The sequence below is a fragment of the Mesorhizobium sp. B2-5-7 genome, from assembly GCF_006440875.1.
Lineage (GTDB): Bacteria > Pseudomonadota > Alphaproteobacteria > Rhizobiales > Rhizobiaceae > Mesorhizobium > Mesorhizobium australicum.
Genome location: NZ_VFUO01000002.1, coordinates 47,213 through 71,932, shown reverse-complemented (window position 1 = coordinate 71,932; position 24,720 = coordinate 47,213). Strand labels below are relative to the sequence as shown.

At 64.1% G+C, this 24,720-nt stretch carries 26 protein-coding genes; 5 read left to right on the top strand and 21 right to left on the bottom strand.

Annotated features, from left to right (window positions below):
• Positions 1 to 132: 132 nt before the first annotated feature.
• The 10 genes from lpdA to mdh all read right to left on the bottom strand — a co-directional run bounded on the left by lpdA (position 133) and on the right by mdh (position 11,299).
• Positions 133 to 1,539, bottom strand: coding sequence for a dihydrolipoyl dehydrogenase (gene lpdA, locus FJ543_RS07695; protein ID WP_140874564.1), 1,407 nt, complete (start codon positions 1,537 to 1,539; stop codon positions 133 to 135).
• Between the two features lie 24 nt (positions 1,540 to 1,563).
• Entirely contained in the window at positions 1,564 to 2,319 is a 756-nt protein-coding gene (locus FJ543_RS07690) for an SDR family oxidoreductase (protein ID WP_015315017.1), read from the bottom strand.
• A complete protein-coding gene (locus tag FJ543_RS07685; RefSeq protein WP_224622419.1) occupies positions 2,316 to 2,768 on the bottom strand; it encodes a hypothetical protein in 453 nt (150 codons plus the stop codon). Before FJ543_RS07685 ends, FJ543_RS07690 begins: the two co-directional genes overlap by 4 nt.
• A 93-nt stretch (positions 2,769 to 2,861) precedes the next feature.
• Entirely contained in the window at positions 2,862 to 4,139 is a 1,278-nt protein-coding gene (gene odhB, locus FJ543_RS07680; protein ID WP_140874560.1) for a 2-oxoglutarate dehydrogenase complex dihydrolipoyllysine-residue succinyltransferase, read from the bottom strand.
• A gap of 32 nt (positions 4,140 to 4,171) precedes the next feature.
• The gene (locus tag FJ543_RS07675) at positions 4,172 to 7,156 is read right to left on the bottom strand and encodes a 2-oxoglutarate dehydrogenase E1 component (protein WP_140822836.1); all 2,985 of its coding nucleotides are present in this window, start codon (positions 7,154 to 7,156) and stop codon (positions 4,172 to 4,174) included.
• 144 nt (positions 7,157 to 7,300) lie between these two features.
• Positions 7,301 to 8,203, bottom strand: coding sequence for a succinate--CoA ligase subunit alpha (gene sucD / locus FJ543_RS07670; RefSeq protein ID WP_023784122.1), 903 nt, complete (start codon positions 8,201 to 8,203; stop codon positions 7,301 to 7,303).
• A gap of 11 nt (positions 8,204 to 8,214) precedes the next feature.
• A complete protein-coding gene (locus FJ543_RS07665) occupies positions 8,215 to 8,712 on the bottom strand; it encodes a DUF1579 family protein (RefSeq protein ID WP_140874558.1) in 498 nt (165 codons plus the stop codon).
• A gap of 3 nt (positions 8,713 to 8,715) precedes the next feature.
• On the bottom strand, positions 8,716 to 9,087 hold the full coding sequence (locus tag FJ543_RS07660; protein WP_015315011.1) for a cupin domain-containing protein: 372 nt from the start codon (positions 9,085 to 9,087) through the stop codon (positions 8,716 to 8,718).
• A gap of 4 nt (positions 9,088 to 9,091) precedes the next feature.
• Positions 9,092 to 10,285 (bottom strand): ADP-forming succinate--CoA ligase subunit beta, encoded by a 1,194-nt coding sequence (sucC, locus tag FJ543_RS07655; RefSeq protein WP_140660445.1) that lies wholly within the window; start codon positions 10,283 to 10,285, stop codon positions 9,092 to 9,094.
• Positions 10,286 to 10,330: 45 nt separating this feature from the next.
• The gene (mdh, locus tag FJ543_RS07650) at positions 10,331 to 11,299 is read right to left on the bottom strand and encodes a malate dehydrogenase (RefSeq protein ID WP_015315009.1); all 969 of its coding nucleotides are present in this window, start codon (positions 11,297 to 11,299) and stop codon (positions 10,331 to 10,333) included.
• A gap of 213 nt (positions 11,300 to 11,512) precedes the next feature.
• Between mdh and FJ543_RS07645 the strand changes: the two genes are divergently transcribed.
• Positions 11,513 to 11,941 carry a GNAT family N-acetyltransferase gene (locus tag FJ543_RS07645; RefSeq protein ID WP_140712253.1) on the top strand — a complete coding sequence of 143 codons (429 nt, stop codon included), beginning with the start codon at positions 11,513 to 11,515 and terminating at the stop codon, positions 11,939 to 11,941.
• Positions 11,942 to 12,013: 72 nt separating this feature from the next.
• On the opposite strand, the gene FJ543_RS07640 is transcribed toward FJ543_RS07645, so the two are convergent.
• From FJ543_RS07640 to FJ543_RS07595, 9 genes are all read right to left on the bottom strand, one after another.
• Complete coding sequence (locus FJ543_RS07640; RefSeq protein ID WP_140660443.1) at positions 12,014 to 12,553, bottom strand: NADPH-dependent FMN reductase; 540 nt, start codon at positions 12,551 to 12,553, stop codon at positions 12,014 to 12,016.
• A 36-nt stretch (positions 12,554 to 12,589) separates the two neighbouring features.
• Complete coding sequence (locus FJ543_RS07635) at positions 12,590 to 13,210, bottom strand: pyridoxamine 5'-phosphate oxidase family protein (protein WP_140660442.1); 621 nt, start codon at positions 13,208 to 13,210, stop codon at positions 12,590 to 12,592.
• Between the two features lie 19 nt (positions 13,211 to 13,229).
• Positions 13,230 to 13,904: a septation protein A gene (locus FJ543_RS07630; RefSeq protein ID WP_015315005.1), complete on the bottom strand. Its 675-nt coding sequence runs from the start codon at positions 13,902 to 13,904 to the stop codon at positions 13,230 to 13,232.
• 57 nt (positions 13,905 to 13,961) lie between these two features.
• Complete coding sequence (ftsY, locus tag FJ543_RS07625; RefSeq protein ID WP_140874557.1) at positions 13,962 to 15,851, bottom strand: signal recognition particle-docking protein FtsY; 1,890 nt, start codon at positions 15,849 to 15,851, stop codon at positions 13,962 to 13,964.
• 12 nt (positions 15,852 to 15,863) lie between these two features.
• A complete protein-coding gene (gene mtaB, locus FJ543_RS07620; RefSeq protein WP_140874555.1) occupies positions 15,864 to 17,189 on the bottom strand; it encodes a tRNA (N(6)-L-threonylcarbamoyladenosine(37)-C(2))-methylthiotransferase MtaB in 1,326 nt (441 codons plus the stop codon).
• Complete coding sequence (gene dapF / locus FJ543_RS07615) at positions 17,189 to 18,073, bottom strand: diaminopimelate epimerase (protein ID WP_140874553.1); 885 nt, start codon at positions 18,071 to 18,073, stop codon at positions 17,189 to 17,191. The genes mtaB and dapF overlap by 1 nt, the downstream gene beginning before the upstream one ends.
• Positions 18,074 to 18,166: 93 nt before the next feature.
• Positions 18,167 to 18,328 carry a DUF1328 family protein gene (locus tag FJ543_RS07610; RefSeq protein WP_015315001.1) on the bottom strand — a complete coding sequence of 54 codons (162 nt, stop codon included), beginning with the start codon at positions 18,326 to 18,328 and terminating at the stop codon, positions 18,167 to 18,169.
• Between the two features lie 213 nt (positions 18,329 to 18,541).
• The gene (locus FJ543_RS07600; RefSeq protein ID WP_140618299.1) at positions 18,542 to 19,108 is read right to left on the bottom strand and encodes a hypothetical protein; all 567 of its coding nucleotides are present in this window, start codon (positions 19,106 to 19,108) and stop codon (positions 18,542 to 18,544) included.
• Positions 19,109 to 19,188: 80 nt separating this feature from the next.
• A complete protein-coding gene (locus FJ543_RS07595) occupies positions 19,189 to 20,199 on the bottom strand; it encodes an MBL fold metallo-hydrolase (protein ID WP_140618297.1) in 1,011 nt (336 codons plus the stop codon).
• A 215-nt stretch (positions 20,200 to 20,414) separates the two neighbouring features.
• Here FJ543_RS07595 and FJ543_RS07590 point away from each other — a divergent pair, with 215 nt between their 5' ends.
• From FJ543_RS07590 to zapE, 3 genes are all read left to right on the top strand, one after another.
• On the top strand, positions 20,415 to 20,858 hold the full coding sequence (locus tag FJ543_RS07590; protein WP_015314998.1) for a hypothetical protein: 444 nt from the start codon (positions 20,415 to 20,417) through the stop codon (positions 20,856 to 20,858).
• Positions 20,859 to 20,996: 138 nt separating this feature from the next.
• Positions 20,997 to 21,536 carry a protease inhibitor Inh/omp19 family protein gene (locus FJ543_RS07585; protein WP_015314997.1) on the top strand — a complete coding sequence of 180 codons (540 nt, stop codon included), beginning with the start codon at positions 20,997 to 20,999 and terminating at the stop codon, positions 21,534 to 21,536.
• Positions 21,537 to 21,628: 92 nt separating this feature from the next.
• Complete coding sequence (gene zapE, locus FJ543_RS07580) at positions 21,629 to 22,855, top strand: cell division protein ZapE (protein ID WP_140874551.1); 1,227 nt, start codon at positions 21,629 to 21,631, stop codon at positions 22,853 to 22,855.
• Positions 22,856 to 22,894: 39 nt separating this feature from the next.
• On the opposite strand, the gene FJ543_RS07575 is transcribed toward zapE, so the two are convergent.
• Both FJ543_RS07575 and FJ543_RS07570 read right to left on the bottom strand, forming a co-directional pair.
• The gene (locus FJ543_RS07575; protein ID WP_015314995.1) at positions 22,895 to 23,104 is read right to left on the bottom strand and encodes a 4-oxalocrotonate tautomerase family protein; all 210 of its coding nucleotides are present in this window, start codon (positions 23,102 to 23,104) and stop codon (positions 22,895 to 22,897) included.
• Positions 23,105 to 23,266: 162 nt separating this feature from the next.
• On the bottom strand, positions 23,267 to 24,187 hold the full coding sequence (locus tag FJ543_RS07570) for an SMP-30/gluconolactonase/LRE family protein (protein WP_015314994.1): 921 nt from the start codon (positions 24,185 to 24,187) through the stop codon (positions 23,267 to 23,269).
• A 282-nt stretch (positions 24,188 to 24,469) separates the two neighbouring features.
• On the opposite strand from FJ543_RS07570, the gene FJ543_RS07565 reads away from it, so the two are divergent.
• Complete coding sequence (locus FJ543_RS07565; protein WP_015314993.1) at positions 24,470 to 24,637, top strand: hypothetical protein; 168 nt, start codon at positions 24,470 to 24,472, stop codon at positions 24,635 to 24,637.
• Positions 24,638 to 24,720 lie beyond the last annotated feature (83 nt).

Sequence of the window (24,720 nt, the reverse complement as noted above, 5' to 3'; positions counted from 1 at the left end):
TGGCGCCAAGCCACTCCGCCCGTTCGTCCTCCTTCGGGCTTGATCCGAGGATCCATGCCGCGACCTCGGCCGGTCTACGCCGCGTCGCTTCGCTCCTTGCTCCGCCATAGGACGACGAAGCGTTGGGCACCCTTAGATGTGGATCGGCTTGAAGAAGGTGGCCAGCGCCGCTTCCTTCACCGCTTCCGACATCGTCGGATGGGCATGGCAGGTGCGGGCCAGATCTTCCGACGAGCCGCCGAACTCCATCAGCACCGCCGCCTCATGGATCATCTCGCCGGCGCCGAAGCCGACGATATGGACGCCGAGCACGCGGTCGCTCTGCTTGTCGGCCAGGATCTTCACGAAACCGTCGGTATGCAGCATGGCGCGCGCGCGGCCGTTGGCGGTGAAGGGGAATTTGCCGACCTTGTAGTCGATGCCGGCTTTCTTCAGCTCTTCCTCGGTCCTGCCGACCGAGGCGATCTCCGGACTGGTGTAGACGACGCTCGGAATGACGTCATAGTTCACATGGCCGGCCTGGCCGGCGATGGTCTCGGCCACCGCCACGCCCTCGTCCTCGGCCTTGTGCGCCAGCATCGGCCCGGCGATGACGTCGCCGATGGCGTAGATCCCGGGAACATTGGTCCTGAGATGCCCGTCGGTCTTGACCCGGCCGCGCTCGTCGACCTCGACGCCGGCTTCCTTCAGCCCGAGACTGTCCGAAAAGGCGCGGCGTCCCGTCGAGATCAGCACGGCATCGGCCTCGATGGTTTCGGCAGCACCCCCCGTGACCGGCTCGAAGGTAACGGTCGCGCCCGTCTTGGCCTTGGCGACGCCGGTGACCTTGGCGCCGAGCTTGAATTCGAAGCCCTGCTTGGAGAGCAGCCGCTGGAACTGTTTCGACACCTCGCCGTCCATGCCGCCCAGAATGGTGTCGAGGAACTCGACCACAGTGACCTTAGCGCCAAGCCGTGCCCAGACGGAGCCGAGTTCGAGGCCGATGACACCGCCGCCCACCACCACCAAATGGCCAGGCACCTTCTCCAGCGACAGCGCGCCGGTCGAGGACACGATGATCTTTTCGTCGAAGTCGACCTTGACGCCGGGAATGCCGGCGACGTCGGACCCGGTGGCGATGACGATGTTCCTGGTCTCGATCTCGTCGACCTTGCCATCCTCGCCGGTCACCGAGACCTTGCCCGCGGCAACCACCTTGCCGGTGCCGCGGAAGGCATCGATCTTGTTCTTCTTGAACAGGAAGGCGACGCCGTTGACGTTGGACGACACCGTCGCGTCCTTGTGCGCCATCATTTTCTTCAGGTTCAGCTTGGGTGCCGGGATTTCGACGCCGAGCGTGTCGAAGGAATGGCCGGCCTCGGCGAACATTTCCGAGGCATAAAGCAGCGCCTTGGACGGGATGCAGCCGATGTTGAGGCAGGTGCCGCCGAAGGTCGCGTTCTTCTCGACCACCGCGACCTTCAGCCCAAGCTGTGCCGCCTTGATGGCGCAGACATAGCCGCCGGGTCCCGAGCCGATGATAACCACGTCATAAGCCATGTTTGTTTCCCTTTTGCTTGGGGTTCAGCGGCCGCCGCTGACATTCAGGATCGCGCCCGTCGTATAGGACGCGGCATCGGATAAAAGATAGAGGACCGCACCGGCGACTTCATCCGCCGTGCCCGCCCTTTTCATCGGCAGCAGATCGCGGAACCGTTCTATCCGGTCCGGCTGGCCTCCGGAGGCGTGGATGTCGGTGTCGATGATGCCCGGCCGCACCGCATTGACACGGATGCCTTCCAGCGCCACCTCGCGGGCAAGCCCGATGGTGAAGGTGTCGATGGCGCCCTTGGAGGCGGCATAGTCGACATATTCGCCCGGCGAGCCCAGCGTCGCCGCCGCCGACGAGATGTTGACGATCGCACCGCCCGACCCGCCATGCCGCGTCGACATGCGCTTCACCGCCTCGCGGGCGCACAGGAACGAGCCGACGACATTGATGCGCATCATGCGTTCCAGCCGCGCGACATCCATCTCGTCGACGCGCGCCTTGACGTCGACGATGCCGGCATTGTTGACGAAGGCGTCGAGCCGGCCAAAGGCGCGGTCGACGGCGCCGAACATGGCCACGATATCGGTTTCCTTGCCGACATCGCCCCTGACGGCAACGGCTTCGCCGCCGCCGTCCTTGATTTCGGCGACCAGCGCATCGGCGGCGGCCTTGTTGGAGGCGTAATTGACCGCGACGCGATAGCCCGCCTCCAACCCCAGCCGGCAGATGGCGGCGCCGATGCCGCGGCTGCCGCCGGTGACCAGCAGCACTTTTTGCGCCGCGCTCATTCCTGGCATCCTTTCATCGCGAACACATCCGACGGCACTTTCGAAAATCCTCCGCCGCCATACGCTCGGGATTGCCTAAGCACCGGCCCGAGATCGGGCAGGATCAGCGTTTTCGGCGCCTCGACGGCCTCGGCCGGCAAAAGCCCGACAGTGCCCTTGTCGTCGGACGTATAGATGACGCCGTTCCACAGCGTGCAGGCGGCGAGCTCCTCGCCGGTCACGTCGCCTTCCGGGCACTTATACATTAGCGCGCCGTTCGGCCGCGCAACATCCGCGGTCCACATGACGATGCCGTTCAGCACCACATTGTTGTCGAGGATCAGCCGGAACGTATTGGTGACAACAGCCGATGTGCCGGTCGGGGTAAAATCGATCTCGCTGCCGCTCTGGCTATCCCCATAGACGGCGAGTTCGATCGGGCAGGCGGCTTGGGCGGCTGCGGTAGTCATCACGATCCCGGCCATAAGCACAACCGGTTTGGTGGCTCCGAGCAAGCGAGCCATCATTGGCCGCTCTTTGCCGCAAGCCGCCATCCGACCGCCTCACAGATCGAGCACCAGCCGCTCCGGATCCTCCAGGCTTTCCTTGACCCGCACCAGGAAGGTCACGGCTTCCTTGCCGTCGACGATGCGGTGATCGTAGCTGAGCGCCAGGTACATCATCGGCCGGATCACGATCTGGCCGCCGACCACAACCGGCCGGTCCTGGATCTTGTGCATGCCCAGAATGCCCGACTGCGGCGCATTGAGGATCGGCGTCGACATCAGCGACCCGTAGACGCCACCATTGGAGATGGTGAAGGTGCCGCCTTGCATGTCGGCGACCGACAGCTTGCCGTCGCGCGCTGCGATGCCCAGCCGGCCGATATCCTTCTCGATCTCGGCGATCGACATCTGGTCGGCATCGCGCACGACCGGAACCACGAGACCCTTTTCGGTGCCGACCGCGACACCGATATGGGCATAGTTCTTGAAGATGATGTCGGTGCCGTCGATCTCGGCATTGACCGAGGGGATTTCCTTCATCGCGTGGGTGACCGCCTTGGTGAAGAAGCCCATGAAGCCGAGCTTCACGCCGTGCTTCTTCTCGAAAACGTCCTTGTACTTGGTCCTGAGCGCCATCACCGCCGACATGTCGACTTCGTTGAAGGTGGTCAGCATGGCGGCGGTCGACTGCGCCTCCTTCAGGCGGCGCGCGATGGTCTGGCGCAGCTTGGTCATGCGCACGCGCTCCTCGCGCGATGCATCATCACCCGACGACGGCGCCCGAACCGCGATCGGTGCCGGCGCTGCCTTTGGCGTCTCGGCCGGCTGCGACGGCGCACCCTTGGAGATGGCATCCAGCACGTCGCCCTTCAGCACTTGGCCGCGCTTACCCGAGCCGGAGAGCTGGTCGACCGACAGATTGTTCTCGGCGATCAATTTTGCCGCCGCCGGCGCCGGCGGCATGGTGCGCGGCTCGACCGGTCCGGCATCGCCGGCAACCTTGGCGGTCTCGGCCGCGGCCTGCTTGGTGGTGGATGCCGCGTCGGGGCTGGACGCCTGCGCGACCGCTTGCGGCTTGGTCGCGGGAGCAGCCGCGCCACCGGCCGAAATCGACCCGAGCAGGGCGCCGACGCCGACCGTCTCGCCTTCCCCAACCGTGATTTCACCGAGCGTCCCGGCGGCGGCGGCGGGCACCTCTACCGTCACCTTGTCGGTTTCGAGCTCGACCAGCGGTTCGTCGGCGGCAATGGCATCGCCGACCTTCTTGAACCATTTGCCGACGGTCGCTTCGGTGACGGATTCGCCGAGTGTGGGAACGCGGATTTCGGTAGCCATTGTGCCTGTCCGTTCTTTCGGTTCTGTTCTGCTTATTCGCCGAGCGCGTCTTCGAGCAAGGCGGCGAGCTGGGCGAGATGCTTCGACATCAGCCCGGTCGCCGGCGACGCGGCCGCCGGACGGCCGGTGTAGCGCACCCGCTGATGCTTGGCGTCGATATGCGCCAGCACCCATTCCAGATACGGATCGATGAACGACCAGGCACCCATGTTCTTGGGCTCCTCCTGGCACCACACCATCTCGGCGTTGCGGAAGCGTGACAGCTCGGTGATCAGCGCCTTGGCCGGGAACGGATAGAGCTGTTCGACGCGCAGCAAGTAGATGTCGTTGATGCCGCGCTTCTCGCGCTCTTCATAGAGGTCGTAATAGACCTTGCCCGAGCACAGCACGACGCGGCGGATCTTGGAATCCTTGGTCAGCTTGATCGCCTGGTTGGGCAACAGCTGGGCGTCGTCCCACAGCAGCCGGTGAAACGAGCTTTCGCCCGAGATTTCCGGCAGCGTCGACACCGCCCGCTTGTGGCGCAGCAGCGACTTCGGCGTCATCAGGATCAGCGGCTTGCGGAAGTCGCGCTTCAGCTGCCGGCGCAAGATGTGGAAGTAGTTGGCCGGCGTCGTGCAGTTGGCGACTTGCATATTGTCTTCGGCGCAAAGCTGCAGGAAGCGCTCCAGCCGGGCGGAAGAATGTTCCGGGCCCTGGCCTTCATAGCCATGCGGCAGCAGGCAGACGAGGCCCGACATTCTGAGCCACTTGCGTTCGCCCGACGAGATGAACTGGTCGAACACCACCTGGGCGCCGTTGGCGAAGTCGCCGAACTGCGCCTCCCACAAGGTCAGCGCCTTCGGCTCGGCCAGGCTGTAGCCATATTCGAAGCCCAGCACCGCTTCTTCCGACAGCATCGAGTTGATGACTTCGTAGCCGGCCTGCGCCGCCGACAGATTGTTGAGCGGGATGTAGCGGGTCTCGTCGCGCTGGTCGTAGAGCACGGAATGGCGCTGCGAGAAGGTGCCGCGCTCGGAATCCTGTCCGGACAGCCGGATCGGATTGCCGTCGAGCAGGATCGCGCCGAAGGCCAGCGCCTCGGCCGTCGACCAGTCGATGCCTTCGCCGGACTCGATCGCCTGGCGCCGGTTTTCGAGGAAGCGGATGATCGTCTTGTGCGCTTCGAAACCCTTGGGCACCTCGGTCAGCTTCTTGCCGATTTCCTTCAGCGTCTTGACCGGTACCGCGGTCTTGCCGCGCCTTGTCTCGTCTTGGTTGTCGGCCGTGCGCAGGCCTGACCAGGCGCCGTCGAGCCAGTCGGCCTTGTTGGGCTTGTAGTGCTGGCCGACTTCCCATTCGGCTTCCAGATGCGCGCGCCAGTCGGCCTTCATCTGATCGAGCTCGGCCTGGGTGATGTGCCCTTCGGCGATCAGGCGATCGCCATAGATCTGCACCGTCGTCTTGTGGGCGCGGATGTTGCTGTACATGAGCGGCTGCGTGAAGGCCGGTTCGTCGCCCTCATTGTGGCCGAAGCGGCGATAGCAGAACATGTCCACGACCACCGGCTTGTGGAACTTCATGCGGAATTCGATCGCCACCTTGGTGGCGTGCACCACAGCCTCCGGATCGTCGCCATTGACGTGAAAGATCGGTGCCTCGATCATCTTGGCGACATCGGACGGATAGGGCGATGAGCGCGAGAAGCGCGGATTGGTGGTGAAGCCGATCTGGTTGTTGATGATGAAGTGCAGCGTGCCGGCGACGCGGTGGCCACGCAGGCCCGACAGGCCGAGGATCTCGGCGATCACGCCCTGGCCGGCGAAGGCGGCGTCGCCATGCAGCAAGAGCGGCAGCACCTTGGCCCGCTCTTCCAGCGGCACGATCTCCTCGCGGCCGCGGCCGAACAGGGAATCCTGCTTGGCGCGCGCCTTGCCCATTACCACGGGGTCGACGATCTCCAGATGCGAAGGGTTCGCCGTCAGCGACAGGTGAACCTTGTTGCCGTCGAACTCGCGGTCCGACGAGGCACCGAGATGGTACTTCACGTCGCCCGAGCCCTCGACCTCGTCGGGGGCCGCCGAGCCACCCTTGAATTCGTGGAAGATGGCGCGGTGCGGCTTGGCCATCACCTGGGAAAGCACATTGAGGCGGCCGCGATGGGCCATGCCGAGCACGATCTCCTTCATGCCGAGCTGGCCGCCGCGCTTGACGATCTGCTCCAGCGCCGGGATCAGCGATTCACCGCCGTCGAGACCGAAGCGCTTGGTGCCCTTGTACTTGACGTCGATGAACTGCTCGAAGCCTTCCGCCTCGACCAGCTTCTGCAGGATCGCCTTCTTGCCGGTGGCGGTGAACGAGATCTCCTTGTCGGCGCCCTCGATGCGCGCCTGGATCCAGGCCTTTTCCTCGGGATCGGAAATATGCATGAACTCGACGCCGAGCGTCGAACAATAGGTGCGGGTGAGGATCTCCAGCATCTGCCGGATGCTGCCGAATTCGAGCCCCAGCACATTGTCGAGGAAGATCGGCCGGTCGTAGTCGGCTTCGGTAAAGCCGTAATTTTCCGGCGACAGTTCGTTGTAATCCTCGAGCGTGTTGATGCCGAGCGGATCGAGATTGGCGTGCAGATGGCCACGCATGCGGAAGGCGCGGATCATCATGATGGCGCGCACGGAATCACGTGTCGCCTGGTGCACATCGGCGTCGGACAGCACGACACCGTTGGTGACGGCCTTGTCCTTGACCTTCTTTTCCAGGTGCTTTTCGACGATGCCCCAATTGCCGTCCAGCGCCGACACCAGCTCGCCATTGGCCTGCAGCGGCCAGGAAGGTTTCGCCCATGAAGCGCCCTTGGCGTTCCTGCGCACATCGCCGGCATCGTCCTTCAGCCCGGCGAAGAACTCCTGCCACTCGGGATTGACCGAGGCGGGATCGTCCTCATACGCCGCGTAGAGCGCGTCGATGTAATCGGCATTGCCGCCATAGAGGAAAGAGGTGAGCGAAAATTGGTCGTTGGCCTGATCGTGTCTTGCCATGTCGTTTCAGCGGAGCCTGGCTCCGTCTCCTTTCGAGGGAATAGTGAGTAGCCGGTAGTGAGTGGAAAATGGAATTTTCCGCTCAGCTGCTACTCACCCGTTCTTCCCTTCTTCACTACTGACTACCTGCTACTCACTACTGGCTTAACCCTTGATCGCCTCGACCAGCGTCGTGCCCAGCCGCGCTGGCGACGGCGAAACTTTTATCCCGGCCGATTCCATCGCCGCGATCTTGTCTTCCGCGCCGCCCTTGCCGCCGGAGATGACCGCGCCCGCATGGCCCATGGTGCGTCCGGCCGGCGCCGTGCGCCCGGCGATGAAGCCGGCCATCGGCTTCTTGCGACCACGCTTGGCTTCGTCCTTGAGAAACTGCGCGGCGTCTTCCTCGGCCGAACCGCCGATCTCGCCGATCATGATGATCGACTTGGTCTCATCATCGGCCAGGAACATCTCGAGCATGTCGATGAACTCGGTGCCCTTGACGGGGTCGCCGCCGATGCCGACGGCAGTGGTCTGACCGAGGCCGACATTGGTGGTCTGGAACACAGCCTCATAGGTAAGTGTTCCCGAGCGCGAAACAACGCCGACCGAGCCCTTGCGGAAGATGTTCCCGGGCATGATGCCGATCTTGCATTCGTCGGGGGTAAGCACGCCCGGGCAGTTCGGTCCGATCAGCCGCGAAGCCGAGCGATCGAGCCGCGCCTTGACCTTGATCATGTCCATCACCGGAATGCCTTCCGTGATGCAGACGATCAGCGGGATCTCCGCCTCGATCGCCTCGATGATGGCTTCCGCGGCGCCCGCCGGCGGCACGTAGATGACGGAGGCATTGGCGCCTGTCTTTTCCTTGCCTTCGGCGACAGTGGCGAAGATCGGCAGGCTCTCGCCTTTCGAGCCTGTCCAGGTCTCGCCGCCCTTCTTGGGATGGATGCCGCCGACCATCTTTGTCCCGTGATAGGCCAGCGCCTGCTCGGTATGGAACGTACCGGTCTTGCCGGTCAGGCCCTGCACCAGCACCTTGGTATTCTTGTCGACGAGAATGGACATGGCCGCCCTTTTTAAAAACCGTTGATCGAGGAAGGCGAGACGCGCCGGTAGACGCCGCTCACCATGTCTTGCCAGTCATCGCTGCCGGCAAGTTTGAAATGCAATCGCATGCGGTAGGTGTCGGCATCGTCGAAAACATACGTCACCTTCGCAAAGCCGCGCGGCGACGATCGCTCCAGTACCAATTCGCTGCCGTTCCATGTGCCCGTGGCGGGCGAGGACGGCACAAAGCCCATCGAATCGAACTGGTGCATGGTGACGACGCTGTTCTGCTGGTCGAAGCCGAATACATTGTGCGCGCCGAAGGAGACCGTGCCATCGCGGCGCTGCTTATAGCGCTGCACCACGAACAGACCGCCGAACTGCGCTTCCGCTATCACTTCGCTCGTCGCCATGCCGCCATCGGCCCACTGCGTATCCGCGACCTCCTCCTCGCCGCGCCAAGCACCGACCAAAGCCTGCAGGAGCTGGTGATCGGCCGAGAGCGAAGAGAAGGGCGAGGCGTTCATCGGTCAGAGCCGCTTCAGATCGGCGACCGTCAGATCGCTCTTGGCATTGCCGGTGTTGAGTGTCGTCGCCGGTTCGAACATCAGCACCACCGGCTCTGATGTCAGCGAACGCGGCCGATGCTCGACGCCGCGCGGTACGACGATGAAATCGCCCTCGCCGAGCTCGATCGGCCCATCGCGGAAATCGATGGCGATCCTGCCGCGCAGCACGAGGAAGGCTTCGTCTTCATTGTCATGCGCATGCCAGTCGAAGACCTCGCCGAACTTGGCGACCTTGGCCTGGCTGTCATTCACGTCGCCGGCGATATGCGGATCGAAGACCTCAGTGATGGTCCGATCCGCCGCCTCGACCAGGTTTATCTTGCGTGGAGGCACCGGCTCAGCCCTTCACCGCCGCCACGATCTTCTTGGCCGCGTCGTCGAGATCGTCGGCCGAGACGACGTTCAGGCCGCTGTCGTTGATGATCTTCTTGCCAAGCTCGGCATTGGTGCCTTCCAGGCGCACGACCAGCGGCACCTTGAGCCCGACTTCCTTGACCGCGGCAATCACACCCTCGGCGATGATGTCGCACTTCATGATGCCGCCGAAGATATTGATCAGGATTCCCTTGACCGCCGGATCCCTGGTGATGATCTTGAACGCCGCCGTCACCTTCTCCTTGGAAGCGCCGCCGCCGACATCGAGGAAGTTGGCGGGTTCGGCGCCATAGAGCTTGATGATGTCCATCGTCGCCATGGCAAGGCCGGCGCCGTTGACCATGCAGCCGATATTGCCGTCGAGCGCGACATAGGCGAGGTCGTATTTGGACGCCTCGATCTCCTTCTCGTCCTCTTCTGACGTGTCGCGCAGTTCCAGCACATCGGGGTGGCGAAACAGCGCGTTGTTGTCGAACGACACCTTCGCGTCGAGCACGCGCAGATGCCCGTCCTTCATGACGATCAGCGGGTTGACCTCGAGCAGGCTCATATCCTTCTCGACGAAGGCCTCGTAGAGGATCGGGAACAGCGTGCCGCCATCCCTGGCCGCGTCGCCGTCGAGCTTAAGCGCGTCGTTGAGCGCCTTGACGTCCTCAGCCGTAACGCCCTTTTCCGGATCGATGGCGACGGTGATGATCTTTTCCGGCGTGTCGTGCGCGACGCCCTCGATGTCCATGCCGCCCTCGGTCGAGACGACAAAGGCGATGCGGCCGACCGAGCGGTCGACCAGGATGGAGAGATAGAGCTCGCGCTCGATGTCGGCGCCGTCCTCGATATAGAGGCGGTTGACCTGCTTGCCGGCCGGGCCGGTCTGCTTGGTCACCAGCGTATGGCCGAGCATCTCGTTGGCGTTGGCGACCACCTCGGCGACGGACTTCGCCAGCCGCACGCCGCCCTTGGCGTCGGCGCCGAGTTCCTTGAATTTGCCTTTGCCGCGGCCGCCGGCATGGATCTGGCTCTTCACCACATAGAGTGGGCCGGGCAGCGCCTGTGCAGCGGCTTCCGCCTCGCTTGCCTTGAAAACCGGCACGCCTTCGGCCACCGGCGCGCCAAAGCTCTTCAGCAGCGCCTTGCCTTGATATTCATGGATGTTCATCGGGAACTATCTCCAGGTCGTTTGCCGGGGTGACGTTTGGGCGGGTTATTTCGAGGCGAGCTGCGGCGCGATCTTGACGCAGGCCTCGGTCAGGCCCTGCACGGTCGCCACCGATGCCTCGAACATCTTCTGCTCGGCCTTGTTAAGGTCGATCTCGATGACGCGCTCGACACCGCCTGCGCCGATCACCACCGGCACGCCGACATAGGTACCCTTGACGCCATACTGACCGGAGAGGTGTGCCGCGCAAGGCAGCACGCGCTTCTTGTCCTTGAGGTAGGATTCAGCCATCTGGATCGCCGAGGCCGCCGGCGCGTAATAGGCCGAGCCGGTCTTCAGGAGGCCGACGATCTCGGCGCCGCCGTCACGGGTGCGCTGCACGATCTGGTCGAGCTTTTCCTTCGAGGTCCAGCCCATCTTGATCAGGTCGGGAAGCGGAATGCCCGACACCGTGGAATAGCGGATCATCGGCACCATGGAATCGCCGTGGCCGCCGAGCACGAAGGCGGTGACGTCCTCGACCGAAACCTTGAATTCCTCGGCCAGGAAGTAGCGGAAGCGCGCGCTGTCGAGCACGCCGGCCATGCCGACGACATGGGTCTTGGGCAAGCCCGAAAACTTCTGCAGCGCCCACACCATGGCGTCGAGCGGATTGGTAATGCAGATGACGAAGGCCTTCGGCGCGTACTTCTTCAGTCCTGCGCCGACCTGCTCCATGACCTTCAGGTTGATGCCCAGCAGGTCGTCGCGGCTCATGCCCGGCTTGCGCGGCACGCCGGCGGTGACGATGCAGACATCGGCGCCCTCGATGCCGGCATAGTCGTTGACGCCGGTCAGCCGGGAATCGAAACCATCGACCGGCGACGACTGCGCGATATCGAGCCCCTTGCCTTGCGGGATACCCTCGGCGATATCGAACAGGACCACGTCGCCGAGATCCTTGAGGCCGATCATGTGGGCGAGCGTGCCGCCGATCATGCCAGAGCCGATAAGCGCTATCTTGTTGCGTGCCATGTGAGGATGATTTCCCTTTGTCTGTGACGCGCCAACACGGCGTCGAGGAAGAGGCCGGACTGCTGCGGGGAACCGCGAATTTCCCGCACCCAATAACTCTGGTGCGGAATAAATTCAAACGATTATTTCGACCCCTGCATTTTCAATCGGTTAGTGTCTTCGGGATTTACGTAAACGTCAAAGTTTATAAGCCGACTTGGGAGAATTTACACAATGGCGATTGAGATCAGAAGGCTTTATCCCGGAGATGACGCCCTTGTGATGCGGATTGCCGACGACGTGTTCGACGAGCCGGTGCGGCCCGATCGCCTGGCAAGCTATCTCGCGCAATCGGGCCATTTCATGATCGTGGCCCTGGCCGAGGACGTTGTCGTCGGCCAATGCGCGGCGGTCATGCACCGCCATCCGGACAAGGCGACCGAACTCTATGTCGACGAGGTCGGCGTCTCGCCAGCCTTCCAGCGCCAAGGCATCGCGCGCGGAATGCTCGACGCCATGTTCGCGCTCGGCCGCGAGCATGGCTGCGAAGAGGCCTGGGTCGGCACCGAGCCGGACAATCTGCCCGCCCGCGCACTTTATGAGGGGCGCAAGGAGGCGCATGGCGAGGCGGAGACCTTTGTGATGTACGTCTATCGGCTGTAGCGATTGGCCAACGCCTCCGGTCCTTCCAGGACGACGACACGATGGCGTCCGCTCAATTTGGCGCGAGTCCGCTCAAATTTGGCGCGAGCGGATGAAGGCCGCGAAGGCTGACAGGCCATCGCGAATTGCCCGCACGTTTGCCGGCTCTCGCAGGATACTTTCAACCTCCGCCGGCTTCTTGCCGAGGAGCGAGACCTCGAGCATGGCTTCTTCGCAAAGCGCGAACGACATGGTGCGCATGATCTCCGCCAGCGCCGCGCGGGCGTAGAGCGAGCGTGGCGAGGCGTGCGCCAGCATCGCCGGCTTGCCGACGGCGGCGTCACGCGAGACCAGCCAGTCGAGCGCGTTCTTAAGGCCGCCAGGCACGCCATGGGCATATTCGGGACAGGAGACGACGACACCGTCCGCGCCGGTGACGGCCTCGATCAGATCGGAGGCCTCGCGCGGCGTCCGCTCGCCCTCGTCGTCGGGATTGAAGATCGGCAGCCGGCCAAGCCCGTCATAGACGGTGACGCGACAGCCCGCTGGCGTGTTCAGCGCCAGTGCCGCGACCAGGGCCGAATTGGTGGAGGCCGCCCGCAGGCTGCCGGATATCGCAATGAGGTTGAGCAAGGCGGACCAGTCCAGACGAATCGGGGGCCGACAACCCTACCACATCGTCTGTTTGTACTCGCCGTCGAGCCAGCGGTCGGTCGCCTCGGCCGAATCGGCCAGTGCCAACTGGTCGCGCAGGATCTGGCCGAGCGTCGGCAGCGTGGCGCGATCATGCCAGCTGTCGGGCTTCCACAAATCGGAGCGCATGAAAGCCTTGGCGCAATGCATGTAAGCGGCCTTGACTACGATCACGATAACGCTTTGCGGCTCCTTGCCGTCGACCGCAAGGCGCTCGCGCAAGGTGGCATCGACGGTGATGCGGGCATCGCCATTGACGCGCAGCGTCTCGTTCATGCCTGGTATGAGGAAGAGCAGCCCGACCGAGGGATTGCGGATGATGTTTTCCAGCGTATCCAGCCGGTTGTTGCCGGGCCGGTCGGGGATGGCGATGGTGTTCTCGTCGAGAATGGCGGCGAAGCCGGGCTTGTCGCCTTTCGGGGTGACGTCGGCATTGCCTTCGCCATCGGACGAGCCGATCAGCACGAATGGGCTCTTGCCGATGAAGGAGCGGCAATGGGCGTCCAGCGCCTTCAATTCCTTGCGGATTGAGCCATCGGTCGGGCGCGGCGTCTTGTAGATCGTCCGCAGCTCCTCCTGGGTGGTGACGAATTCCATGGCTCTCCCCTTTACAGCCCTATTTGCCGACTTTCTCTTCGCCGCCGGCCTTGTCGTCCAGCGAGTGGCGCAGGATCAGCGGCATCTGGCTGAAGGTGAAAAGAAGCGTGATCGGCATGATGCCCCAGACCTTGAAGGTAACCCAGGCGTCGGTGGAAAAATTCCGCCAGACGACTTCGTTGACGAGGGCCAGGAACAGGAAGAACAGGCCCCAGCGGAAGGTGAGCTTGCGCCAGCCTTCGGCATCGAGCTTGAATGCGGACTCGAAGACATAGCCGAGCAGCGAGCGGCCGAAATACAGGCCGCCAAGCAGCACGCCGCCGAACAGCGTGTTGACGATGGTCGGCTTCATCTTGATGAAGATATCGTCCTGCAGATAAAGCGTCAGCGCGCCGAAGATGAAAACGACGACCCCCGACACCATCGGCATGATCGGCAAGGTGCGGGTGAGCAGCCATGAGGCGATCAGCGCGATGGCGGTCGCGGCCATGAACAGACCTGTGGCGACGAAGATCGGGCCGCCGAATTCAGCCAGCACGGGCAATTTCTGCGTCAGCCACTCGCCGCGCGCATTGGCGAAGAAGAAGACGAGCAGCGGCCCGAGCTCCAGCGCCAGCTTGAGCACGGGATTGATGCCTTCCTTCTTCTCTTTCTGCGGGTCGGACGGATCGCGTTCGAGAATGGGTGGGTTCATGGTTTCCTTCTAACGCACGATCCAATCCGGAAGCCTCACTTCCGGCATCGTGCCTGTTCAAGCCACTCCAGCGATCGCCCTGGCGAATTCGCTTGCGGAAAACGGTTCGAGGTCGTCGACCTGTTCGCCGACGCCGATGAAATAGACCGGCAATTTATGCTTTGCCGCGATCGCCACCAGAATACCGCCCCGCGCCGTGCCGTCCAGCTTGGTCATCACCAGGCCGTTGACGCCGGCGATATTGCGGAAGATCTCGACCTGGTTGAGCGCGTTCTGGCCGGTCGTGGCGTCGACCGTCTGCAGCACGGTGTGCGGCGCTTCGGGATCGAGCTTGCCCAGCACGCGGACGATCTTTTCCAACTCCGCCATCAGTTCGGTCTTGTTCTGCAGCCGGCCGGCGGTGTCGATGATCAGCACGTCGGAGCCGGCTTCCTTTGCCCGCTCGAAGGCATCGTAGGCGAGACCGGCGGCGTCGGCGCCGAGCTTCGAGGCAATGACGGGCGATTTCGTTCGTTCGCCCCAGATCTTCAGCTGTTCGATCGCGGCGGCGCGGAACGTATCGCCGGCGGCCAGCATCACCGACAGGCCGCCATCGGTCAGCTTGGCGGCTAGCTTGCCGATGGTCGTGGTCTTGCCGGTGCCGTTGACGCCGACCACCAGGATGACATGCGGCTTGTGCGAGAGGTCAAGCTCGAGTGGTTTCGCGACCGGCGCGAGCACCTTCTCCACCTCGGCCGCCATGACGGCGCGCACTTCGGTATCGGAAACATCCTTGCCGTAGCGGCTGGAGGCCAGTGAATCGGTGACGCGCAGCGCCGTTTCGACGCCGAGATCGGCGCGGATCAGCACGTCCTCCAGGTCCTGCAGCGTCTCCTCGTCCAGCTTGCGCTTGGTGAAGACGCCGGCAATGTTGCCGGTCAGTTCGCGCGAGGACCGGGCTAGCCCGTCCCGCATGCGCTGGAACCAGGATTGCCTCGGCGCCGGCTCCGGCGCCTTCTGTGGCTCGGCCTTCTGCTCGACCTTCCTGGCGACCGTCACCTTGCCGGGAACGGGTCTTGGCTCCGGGGTGGGCCGCGGGACCGATTGAGGCTCGGGTGCGCCCTCGGCAACGACCGGCTGCGTCTCGACCGGTGCAGGCTGGCGAATGGGAGGGGCGATTTCAGCTGGTGGCGCTTCGAGCCCCGCTTCGACGGCAGGTCCGCGCTTTCCTTCATGCTCTCCCCGCAAACCGGGCAAGGACGGTGCTGAAGCCCCTTCCTTCGCCCCGTCCCTATACGGGGAGGTGCCGGCAGGCGGATGAGGGGCAGCGCCGGCCCTTGAAGGCTGCTCGACGGCGGCCGCCGACGGAGGCACTTCAGCCGGCGACGCCGACGGCACCTCGACCGGTGCGGGTATCTCGGCCGGCACTTCGACTGGCGGCGTCGGCACTTCGACGGGCGCGGGTTCCGGTCGCCTCTCCGGACGCGAGGGAACGATCTCCGGCTCCGATGGCGCCGGCGGGATCTCCTGCGGCTGGGGTTCGGGCGTGGGCTCGGGAGCAACCGGCGGCGGCGGGACCTCTTCCGGCGCGGGCGGTTCAGGTGTCTCGGGCGCGGGTGCCGGTTTCTCTTCCGGCGCAGGCTCCGGCTGCCGCTCCGGTTCTGACGGAACCGTCGGCTCCGGCGCGGGCGGAATGGTCGGCGCAGGTTCGGGTGTGGGTTCCTCGGGTGTGGGTTCCTCGGGCTGCGGCCCGGGCGCGGCCTCGACCGGAGCAGGCACGGTCGCCCGCACGGCTTCCGCCACAGGCTCCTCGCGCTTCAAAAACTCCGGCACGGCCTGCTCGGCCGCCGGCTTCAGCGCGTCGATCTGGTCCCATTTGATCGGCGGCAGCGGGGCGGTCTCGTCGATGCGCTCCTCGACCACCTCCTTCTTGCCGAACGAAAATATCTTCTTGAAAAAACCAGCCATGCTTTTGTGTTCTCAGGCGGCGCGGGCGGCAAGGGGAGTGGCTATCAGCCTGATCCCGTCGTGGCCGGTTATATCAGCCTCGACGATCTCTCCCGGCGCGCCGGTGCCGAGTGCGGCAAGCGTGAACCCTTCGGTGCGGCCAAGGCCGTCGCGCTCGATCAGGACCGACTGACGGCTGCCGGCGAGCGAGGACAGATGGCGCTGGTAGGCCGCTTCGCCGGCGGCGCGCAACCGGGCGGCGCGCTGCTTGACCAGCTCTCGACGCAGCTGCGGCATGCGCGCGGCGGGTGTGCCCTCGCGCGGCGAAAATGGGAAGACGTGGAGATGGGTCAGGCCGCACTCCTCGACGATCTCCAGCGAATTCTCGAACATGGCTTCGGTCTCGGTCGGGAAACCCGCGATAATGTCGGCGCCGAAGACAATGCCGGGCCGCAGCTTGCGCACATCCTCGCAAAAGCGGATCGACTGATCGCGCAGATGCCGGCGCTTCATGCGCTTCAGGATCATGTCGTCGCCCGACTGCAGCGACAGATGCAGATGCGGCATCAGCCTGGGTTCTGTGGCGAGCGCATCGAGCAAGTCGTCGTCGGCCTCGATCGAATCGATGGAGGACAGCCTAAGCCGCTTTACGTCGGGCACCTGACGCAGGATGGTCTTCACCAGCTTGCCGAGCTTCGGCGCGCCTGGCAGGTCGGCGCCGAAAGACGTCATGTCGACGCCGGTCAGCACGATCTCGGCGTAGCCGTTGCCCGCCAGCCGCTTGACCTGCTCGACCACGGCGCCCATTGGCACCGAGCGCGAATTGCCGCGGCCGTAGGGGATGATGCAGAAGGTGCAGCGATGGTCGCAGCCATTCTGCACCTGCACGAACGCACGGGCCCGGCCCTCGATGGCATCGACCATGTGGCCGGCGGTCTCACGCACCGAAAAGATGTCGTTGACGCGCGCCTTTTCGGTATCGTTGACGCCAAAATCGGGCAGCGCGCGATAGGAATTGGCCTTCAGCTTCTCTTCATTGCCAAGCACGAGATCGACCTCGTCCATGGCGGCGAATTTTTCGGGCTCGGTCTGCGCGGCGCAGCCGGTGACGATGATGCGCGCGGCCGGGTTGTCGCGGCGCGCCTTGCGGATCGCCTGCCTGGCCTGGCGCACCGCTTCGCCGGTGACGGCGCAGGTGTTGAAGATGACGGCGCCGCCATCCAGCGCGCCGAGGCCGGCATTTTCGGCCTCGCGCCGCATCACTTCGGACTCATAGGTGTTGAGACGGCAGCCGAAAGTCACCACGTCGATGCGGCCGGCCTCCTTCGCCACGTCGACGTCCTTGGCAAGGGAGGACATCACGCCGCGCTTTCGGTGTCGCGGGCCCATTGTCCGGTCGACGGATCGAAGCTGCCGGAAAATTCCCACTCGGCCGCGCCGGTCAGGATGACGTGGTCGTCCTCGCGCCACTCGACATGCAGCGTACCGCCGCCGGGGGTCAAAAGATTGACGCTGCGGCCCGTGCGCCTGGTGCGCGCGGCGGCAACGACAGCCGCGCACGAGGCGGAGCCGCAGGCCTTGGTGAGCCCGGCGCCACGCTCCCAGGTGCGGATGATCATCGAGTCGGGCGAGGTCACCTGCGCGATGGTTATGTTGGCGCGCTCGGGAAAGATCGGATGGTTTTCGAGCAGCGGGCCGAAACGGTCGAGTTCATAGGTCCAGACATCGGCGTCGACCCAGAAGATGGCGTGCGGGTTGCCCATCGAGACGGCCGAAGGCGAATGCAGCACCGGCGCCTCGATGGGGCCGACCTGCAATTCGATCATGCGGGTGTCACGGAACTCCTCGGCCAGCGGGATGTCGCGCCAGCCGAAGCGCGGCGTGCCCATGTCGACCGAGATCGAGCCGTCCGCGTGTTCGCGGGCGTTCAAGATCCCGGCCACGGTTTCGAAGGTGAAGGTCTTCTCGCCGGTCTCGGCGGCCAGCGCCTGGACGACACAGCGCATACCGTTGCCGCAGGCCTGCGCGCCCGACCCGTCGGAATTCAGGATGTCGACGAAATAAGCGGTGCCCGGCGTCCTGGCGTCGTGGATCGCCATGATCTGGTCGAACCGCGTCGAGGCATCGGCGTTGAGCGCGATGGCAGCCGCGGCCGTCACCCGATCCGCACGGCCACGCATGTCGGCAACGATGATCTCGTTGCCGATGCCGTTCATCTTGGCGAAAGGGGCCGTGCCTGCCATTGCTCCGAAATTTCCATGTCCGTTCGGCGCTATATGGCGGAAACGGGCAGGAATTACCAGTGCGCAGCCGCTTTCACGGCGAAGGTGCGGGACTTACGTTACCGCAAAGACCCCAAGCAAGATCAACAGGAAGATGATGAGCACGATGCCGATGAGAATGCGCGCGCCAGTGGCGGCCGCGCCCGCCAGCGCCGGCATGCCGAGCAGGCTCGCCGCGGCGGCGATGATCAGGAGAATGATGATCCATTTGAGCATGGGAACGCCTCGCAAGCCGGACACATTGAAACCGGTTGAAAAACGCGGCTGTCGTGCTTGGGTTCCCGAGGCCGGGAGATAGCGTCGGCGATGTCGAGGCAGCCGAGGTCGTAGAAAGTGCAGTTCTGATTGATGTAGACATTACGCCCGACGCGGATTTCGTCCCCGCCGGTGCCGTCTCCATCGGACATCGGTGGTTTTCCCGGCATCGCCTCAGCCGGCGATCTCGATATCCGTGCTGAAGGGGGCCGTCTTGCTCGAATTCTCGTCATGCATGACGAAGTTGCACCGGTATTTGCCGGCCGGCAGGCCGTCGAGGGAGAGGTCGAGTTTGAAGAACAGTTCGCGATTGTGCGAGCGAGAGGCGATCTGAACACGGCCGACTTTTTCCATTGTGCCGAGCGTTTCGCCGGCTGCGGACACGACGGTGATGTCGACAGAGAGCGCGATCATGCTGTTGCCGAGGCCGTCCTTGCCGTAGCCATAGCCGACCGGCTCCATGTACAGCACGATTTTCTCGCCGGGCTTGTAGATGTGGTTGGCGCGCTCGCTGTAGATACCGAAGCCGGAGGCCGTGTCGACTTGCTTGACGTTCAGGACGCCAAGCGGCATCGCTTGCCAGAGCGCTTCCTGGGCGCTGCTGAATTTCTCCAGCGCACCGGCGCCATCACCCGACTGGAGCAGCTTCTCGGCCTCGGCCGCCCGATCGCTGATCTCGCCCGCGAAAGCCGCCGGCACAGAGACCGCCAGCGCCAAAAGACCTGCCATGATTGACTTCATCTGATTCCCCTATCCTGTCCGCGGATGACCATCAGCGAAAACCATGGCAGCGTAAACGGTCATTCCAGCCATCGAGGCGATCATATCCGGGGCACTTCCCAGATCTCGCCGGGCCGCAAGGCGCGAAAGCGCTCCTGTGGGATGCCTCGGCCGTCCAGCGCCTCGGCCAGCTTCCGCACCGGTTCGTCGAACGGCTCGTCGGTGAGCTGGAACGTGCCCCAATGGCAGCCGGCGGCGAAGGCTGCGTTGCACAACGACATGCCCTGGACCGCTTCCTCGGGGTTCTGGTGCTGCGGCGCCATGAACCAGCGCGGCTCGTAGGCGCCGATCGGCAGGATGGCGAAGCGGAAGCCGCCATGCCTCTCCGCCATCAGCCGGTAGTTGATGCCGCCGTGGAAGCCGGTATCACCGGCGAAATAGATTTTTCCGCCCGGCGTCTCGATGACGAAGCCGGCCCACAGCGCCATGCGCCGGTCGCGCGCCCCGCGCGCCGACCAGTGATGCGCGGGCTCGACGTGGATAGCGGTGCCGTCGGAGACATCGACCCTGTCGCCCCAGTCATGCGCGGAAAGCCGCGTCCCGGGCACCGCGGCGGCGATGATGGCATCGTTGCCGAGCGGCGTCACCACCAGCGGATCGTGCTTCTCCTGCAACTGCCTCAGCGTGGCAAGGTCGAGATGGTCATAGTGGTTGTGGCTGACCAGCACGAGGTCGATCGCCGGCAGATCGCCAAGGGCGATACCCGGCGGATTGACGCGCCTGGGTCCGGCAAAGGAGAACGGCGATGTGCGCTCCGACCAGACCGGATCGGTAAGGATGTTCAGCCCGGCTGTCTGGATCAGCAAGGTCGAATGGCCGACCATGGTCACGACCAGATCGGCGCCTTCGACCGCCGCCGCCGGCTTTGCCTGCGCAAAGGGGCTCGGGCTGGCAGCCGGCCATTTCGAGCGCTGGCCGCTGAACTGCCATTTCAGCAAATCCTTGAAGGGGCCGGGCATCCGGCCGCCGGGATTGAAGAACAGGCTGCCGTCGAAATGGTCGCTGGGCGGGCCGCTGTAGTAGCGGTTGGCGGCTTTCTTTCTGGCGGCCAAGGTCTGCGCTCCGGCGGGTTTCGGTGAACTCTTTGTTTTCACTCAATTCCCAGGGGGAAAGTGCTGCGCGTTTTCCCGGGGAAATCGCCACACACCTTTCCTGGAATTGGCCATAGACATAAGCCCTGACGCGGCTGGCGCAAGCGTTTGCCGGCCGAAGGCCAAGGGCGGCAAGGCGGTCTCGGCTAGGATCGCGGCATCAGGAGGAAGACGCCATGGCGATGAAGCGGACCAAGACACCCTGGATGAAGGCCGAGGATTTCGGCCGCTCGCTGCCGCGCGGCATCGGCGTCAATCTGCTGGTATCGGACATGGCGGCGATGGAAGCCTTCTGCGGTGACGTGCTTGGCGCCCGCATCGTCTATGCCGACGAGGATTTCGCCGCGCTCGAGCTTCTGGGATCGGTGTTCATGCTGCATGCGGACCATTCTTATCTCGACAATCCCATGACTGGCTCCATCGCGGGTACGGAGACGCGCGGTGCCGGCATCGAACTGCGTCTCTATGGCGCGGAGCCCGACGCGATCGAGGCGGCGGCGCTGGAGCATGGCCACATCGTGCTGGCCGGCGCGATCGACAAGCCGCATGGTCTGCGCGAGTGCTATATCGTCGGACCGGACGGATATGTGTTCGTGCCGAGTGCGCCGCTCGCCGGGTGAGTGCGATAAATTTGCAACAATTCATACCACAAACCCTATTTTAACCATATCGGGTTGAAATTTCGCCACCTTCTCCATCTTGGTGGAGGTGAGATTGCGCGGACGGTTTCCCCCCAGCCGGATCCGACGGAGGTTGTAATGAATTTTTCGAAAGGCGGCCTGGTGGCCGTATCCCTGGCGGCACTCGTTGCGAGCGGCTGCTCAACCTCACGCTTCTCGTCGATGGACGACCAGCAACCGGCGCCGCTGCAGCCAGCCCCCGCTGGCCAGGTGAGTTCCAACCAGCTGCCGCCGCCGGCCTCACCCGGCACCACCGACCCGTCGCGGTTCCCGACCGCGCCGGCTAACACGCAAGTTGCTTCGCTGCCGCCGGACGGCGCGGCGCCCGCGGGTGCCGCCGATCTCAGCGCGGCGGCCGTCGCCGGTGTCTGGAACGTCAGCGTCTCCGGCCAGAGCTGCAAGGTGGCGACGCCGCAGACCAAGTTCGGCGCCGGTTTCCGCGCCGGGCCGCTGCATTGCCCGGCGCCGATCGACGGCATCAAGTCGTGGAACGTCGCCGGCAAGCAGCTGACGCTTTATGACGAGAATGGCGGTTCGCTGGCGCGGCTCTATTCGTCGGGCGGCTCGAAATTCGACGGCCAGACTTCCAACGGGCAACCGATCTCGCTTACGAGGTAGGAGATGCCGACATTCAGGTGATGCCGGCGGCGTGACCTCAATCTCGGCGCACCCTTTCTCTGGGCATCCTGCTCTGAACAATGACGTGATCGATGCATCTGCGTGACGGCCTTCAGACCCATCCGACCGTCCGGCAGCGCTACGACCATCTGGTGGTATCAGGCGCGATCGAGCGCGATGCTGCGCAGGAAGCGATCGCCGCCGCGCTCGACCGGCTGACCGTCGAGATCTCGGCCAAGCGGCTGGCGCACAAGTCCAGTGCACTGGGCTGGCTGTTTGCGCGCAAGCGCGAGACGCATGAAGCTGTCAAGGGCCTCTACATCCATGGCGGCGTCGGCCGCGGCAAGACCATGCTGATGGACATGTTCTTCGAGCTCCTGCCGGTCAGGCGCAAGCGCCGTGTGCATTTCAACGACTTCATGGCCGATGTGCAGGACCGTATCCAGAAACACCGGCAGGCGCGCAAGGAAGGCACGGTCAGGGAAGACGATCCGATCCCGCCGGTGGCCAAGGCGCTCGCCGAGCAGGCCTGGGTGCTGTGTTTCGACGAGTTCTCGGTCACCGACATCGCCGACGCCATGATCCTGTCCAGGCTGTTCTCGGCACTGTTTGCCAACGGGATCGTACTGGTGGCCACCTCGAACGTGGCGCCGCAAGACCTTTACCGTGACGGGTTGAACCGCCAGCTTTTCCTACCGTTCATCGCCATACTGGAACGCCACGCGCAGGTGCTGTCGCTGGACAGCGACAAGGATTACCGGCTGGAAAAGCTCGCCCGTACGCCGGTCTATGTCACGCCGGCCGATGCGGCGGCCGACCAGGCGCTCGACGAGGCCTGGCAGGCGATGACGCGCGGTGCGCCGACGGCCGAGACCTCGCTGACGCTGAAGGGACGCAAGGTGGTGGTGCCGGCCGCCGCTGGTGACGCGGCGCGTTTCACCTTCGCCGACCTTTGCGAAAAGCCGCTCGGCGCGCGCGATTACCTGGCGATCGCCGGGCGGTTTTCGACTGTTTTCATCGACCGTGTGCCGGTACTGGGCGAAGGCAAGCGCAACGAGGCCAAACGCTTCATCCTGTTGATCGACACGCTTTACGACCATCATACGCGGCTGGTGGTGAGCGCCGAGGCGCCACCGCACGCGCTTTATGTGGCCAAGCGCGGCGTCGAGGTGTTCGAATTCGAGCGAACCGCATCGCGGCTGATCGAGATGCAAAGCCGCGACTGGCTGGAGAGCTGGGCGAAGCGCCGGCCGGGTGAAGGTACGGTCGGCCGACGCACGGCAGGCGCGGACACGGACGCCGCACCTTCACCTTCCTGAGCAGAGCCCAGGATTTACGGCGCTCATCGCGCCTTGGGATTATTTCTTGCCTCTCAACGTCTCCACGTCGGTCTTGCCGACATACCAGTCGCGGGCGTTGACTTCCTCGAAGACCACCCAGACATCGTCGTTGCTAAGCCCGGTGGCGTCCATGATGGCCGCCGTGACTTTCCTGGCGATGTCAGCCTTCTTGCCGGCCGGATCGGCGGCGATCACTTCCTTGACGATGCGGATGTTGACGAATGGCATGACGCCCTCCCCTTGAATTGTGTCTGATACCGCCGACATGCGGCTTCGAACTCCGCCCCGGCGAACCGCAGGATGGTGGCTCCGGAAGCCGCGGCGAAGCGGGCGCTGTGGCTACCCGCAAAACGGCCAATAAGGGACGCCAGAGAAGCGTTTCCAGCAGACTCAATAGGTCTTGGCCCCATTCACCATCAGCCGCACCGAATAAAGCGAGGTGGTGCCGGCGATGTAGAGACAGTTCAGCTTGGCGCCGCCGAAAACGCAATTGGCGGTCACCTCCGGCACCTTGACCTTGCCGATCAGCGTGCCGTCGGGATCGTAGCAATGGATGCCGTCGGCGGCACTCGTCCAGATGCGCCCATCGGCGTCGAGCCGGAAGCCGTCGAACAGTCCGGCCGTGCAGTCGGCGAACACCTTGCCTCCGGAAACCTTCTTGCCGTGCTTGCCGACGTTGAACACCCGCATATGCGCCGGGTTCTCGGCGCCATGCGTGCGGCCGGTGTCGACGACATAGAGCAGGCTTTCGTCGAGCGAGAAGGCAAGGCCGTTCGGCCTGACCATGTCGGTGATGACAGCCTCGATATCGCCCGTGTCGGGATCGACCCGGTAGACATGGCAGGCGCCGATTTCACTCTCGGCTTTGTCGCCCTCATAGTCGGTGTCGATGCCGTAGGTCGGATCGGTGAACCAGATCGAGCCGTCGGACTTCACCACCGCGTCGTTGGGCGAGTTCAGCGGCTTGCCCTTCCATTTGGCGGCGATGGTGGTGATCGAGCCGTCATGCTCGGTGCGGCTGACGCGCCGGCCCGAATGCTCGCAGGTGACCAGCCGGCCTTGCCGGTCGACGGTGTTGCCGTTGGAATTGCCGGAGGGCTGACGGAAGACACTGACGCTGCCGTCCGTCTCGTCGTAGCGCATCATGCGGTTGTTCGGAATGTCCGACCAGACGACATAGCGGCCGGCGGCGAACCAGGCCGGCCCTTCCGCCCACCGGCAGCCGGTGAACAGCTTCTCCACCTGCGCGTTGCCGTTGAACAGGCGCCCGAAACGCGGATCGAGAACTTCATAATAATCTGCGGCCGCCATGTTTCCTCCAGGCATAAGGTGACATTGGATCAAGCCAGCCCGCAATCGATCTGGCAAGACGGGGTAACGCTAATTTGTAAGACAAAATGGGAGGCGGCTCGCCTGCCGGCCCGGGCCGCGCGTCGTGCGGGAGCTTAGGAAGCCATTAACCGGCTATGCGCTGGCTGCAATGGTGCATTGCAACATCTTCTTTTTGCAACGCACCATTCCTATGTCATGATCCGTACCGATCAAGGGAGGAAGAAACGGCCGCGCCGAATGCGGCACAGAAGGAACCTTGCTATGATCTTCAACGACCTCGTGACCCGCGCTCGCACCAGCATCGCCAAGCGCAAACACTACAATCGCCTCATCGCCGAAATCGACAGCTTCTCCAGCCGCGATCTGGCCGACATGCGCGCCGACCGTTCGGAAATGCTCTACCAGATCCACAAGCAGATCTACGGCTGAGCAACCCATCACGTTTGTCGTCCTCGGGTCGCCGCGACGGAGCTTCGCTCCTGCTCGCCCGTGGATGACGAAGGTGGTCGGGC

What these genes read in the sequence shown, in the direction of transcription:
- FJ543_RS07665 (WP_140874558.1), bottom strand. Translation starts at nt 8,712, where the DNA reads ATGAACGCCTCGCCCTTCTCTTCGCTCTCGGCCGATCACCAGCTCCTG.
- FJ543_RS07585 (WP_015314997.1), top strand. Translation starts at nt 20,997, where the DNA reads ATGAATTTTTCGAAAGGCGGCCTGGTGGCCGTATCCCTGGCGGCACTC.
- FJ543_RS07600 (WP_140618299.1), bottom strand. Translation starts at nt 19,108, where the DNA reads ATGAAGTCAATCATGGCAGGTCTTTTGGCGCTGGCGGTCTCTGTGCCG.
- FJ543_RS07570 (WP_015314994.1), bottom strand. Translation starts at nt 24,187, where the DNA reads ATGGCGGCCGCAGATTATTATGAAGTTCTCGATCCGCGTTTCGGGCGC.
- odhB (WP_140874560.1), bottom strand. Translation starts at nt 4,139, where the DNA reads ATGGCTACCGAAATCCGCGTTCCCACACTCGGCGAATCCGTCACCGAA.
- ftsY (WP_140874557.1), bottom strand. Translation starts at nt 15,851, where the DNA reads ATGGCTGGTTTTTTCAAGAAGATATTTTCGTTCGGCAAGAAGGAGGTG.
- FJ543_RS07575 (WP_015314995.1), bottom strand. Translation starts at nt 23,104, where the DNA reads ATGCCATTCGTCAACATCCGCATCGTCAAGGAAGTGATCGCCGCCGAT.
- FJ543_RS07690 (WP_015315017.1), bottom strand. Translation starts at nt 2,319, where the DNA reads ATGAGCGCGGCGCAAAAAGTGCTGCTGGTCACCGGCGGCAGCCGCGGC.
- FJ543_RS07645 (WP_140712253.1), top strand. Translation starts at nt 11,513, where the DNA reads ATGGCGATTGAGATCAGAAGGCTTTATCCCGGAGATGACGCCCTTGTG.
- sucD (WP_023784122.1), bottom strand. Translation starts at nt 8,203, where the DNA reads ATGTCCATTCTCGTCGACAAGAATACCAAGGTGCTGGTGCAGGGCCTG.
- lpdA (WP_140874564.1), bottom strand. Translation starts at nt 1,539, where the DNA reads ATGGCTTATGACGTGGTTATCATCGGCTCGGGACCCGGCGGCTATGTC.
- FJ543_RS07685 (WP_224622419.1), bottom strand. Translation starts at nt 2,768, where the DNA reads ATGACTACCGCAGCCGCCCAAGCCGCCTGCCCGATCGAACTCGCCGTC.
- FJ543_RS07590 (WP_015314998.1), top strand. Translation starts at nt 20,415, where the DNA reads ATGGCGATGAAGCGGACCAAGACACCCTGGATGAAGGCCGAGGATTTC.
- zapE (WP_140874551.1), top strand. Translation starts at nt 21,629, where the DNA reads ATGCATCTGCGTGACGGCCTTCAGACCCATCCGACCGTCCGGCAGCGC.
- mtaB (WP_140874555.1), bottom strand. Translation starts at nt 17,189, where the DNA reads ATGTCCTCCCTTGCCAAGGACGTCGACGTGGCGAAGGAGGCCGGCCGC.
- FJ543_RS07565 (WP_015314993.1), top strand. Translation starts at nt 24,470, where the DNA reads ATGATCTTCAACGACCTCGTGACCCGCGCTCGCACCAGCATCGCCAAG.
- sucC (WP_140660445.1), bottom strand. Translation starts at nt 10,285, where the DNA reads ATGAACATCCATGAATATCAAGGCAAGGCGCTGCTGAAGAGCTTTGGC.
- mdh (WP_015315009.1), bottom strand. Translation starts at nt 11,299, where the DNA reads ATGGCACGCAACAAGATAGCGCTTATCGGCTCTGGCATGATCGGCGGC.
- FJ543_RS07675 (WP_140822836.1), bottom strand. Translation starts at nt 7,156, where the DNA reads ATGGCAAGACACGATCAGGCCAACGACCAATTTTCGCTCACCTCTTTC.
- FJ543_RS07630 (WP_015315005.1), bottom strand. Translation starts at nt 13,904, where the DNA reads ATGAACCCACCCATTCTCGAACGCGATCCGTCCGACCCGCAGAAAGAG.
- dapF (WP_140874553.1), bottom strand. Translation starts at nt 18,073, where the DNA reads ATGGCAGGCACGGCCCCTTTCGCCAAGATGAACGGCATCGGCAACGAG.
- FJ543_RS07635 (WP_140660442.1), bottom strand. Translation starts at nt 13,210, where the DNA reads ATGGAATTCGTCACCACCCAGGAGGAGCTGCGGACGATCTACAAGACG.
- FJ543_RS07610 (WP_015315001.1), bottom strand. Translation starts at nt 18,328, where the DNA reads ATGCTCAAATGGATCATCATTCTCCTGATCATCGCCGCCGCGGCGAGC.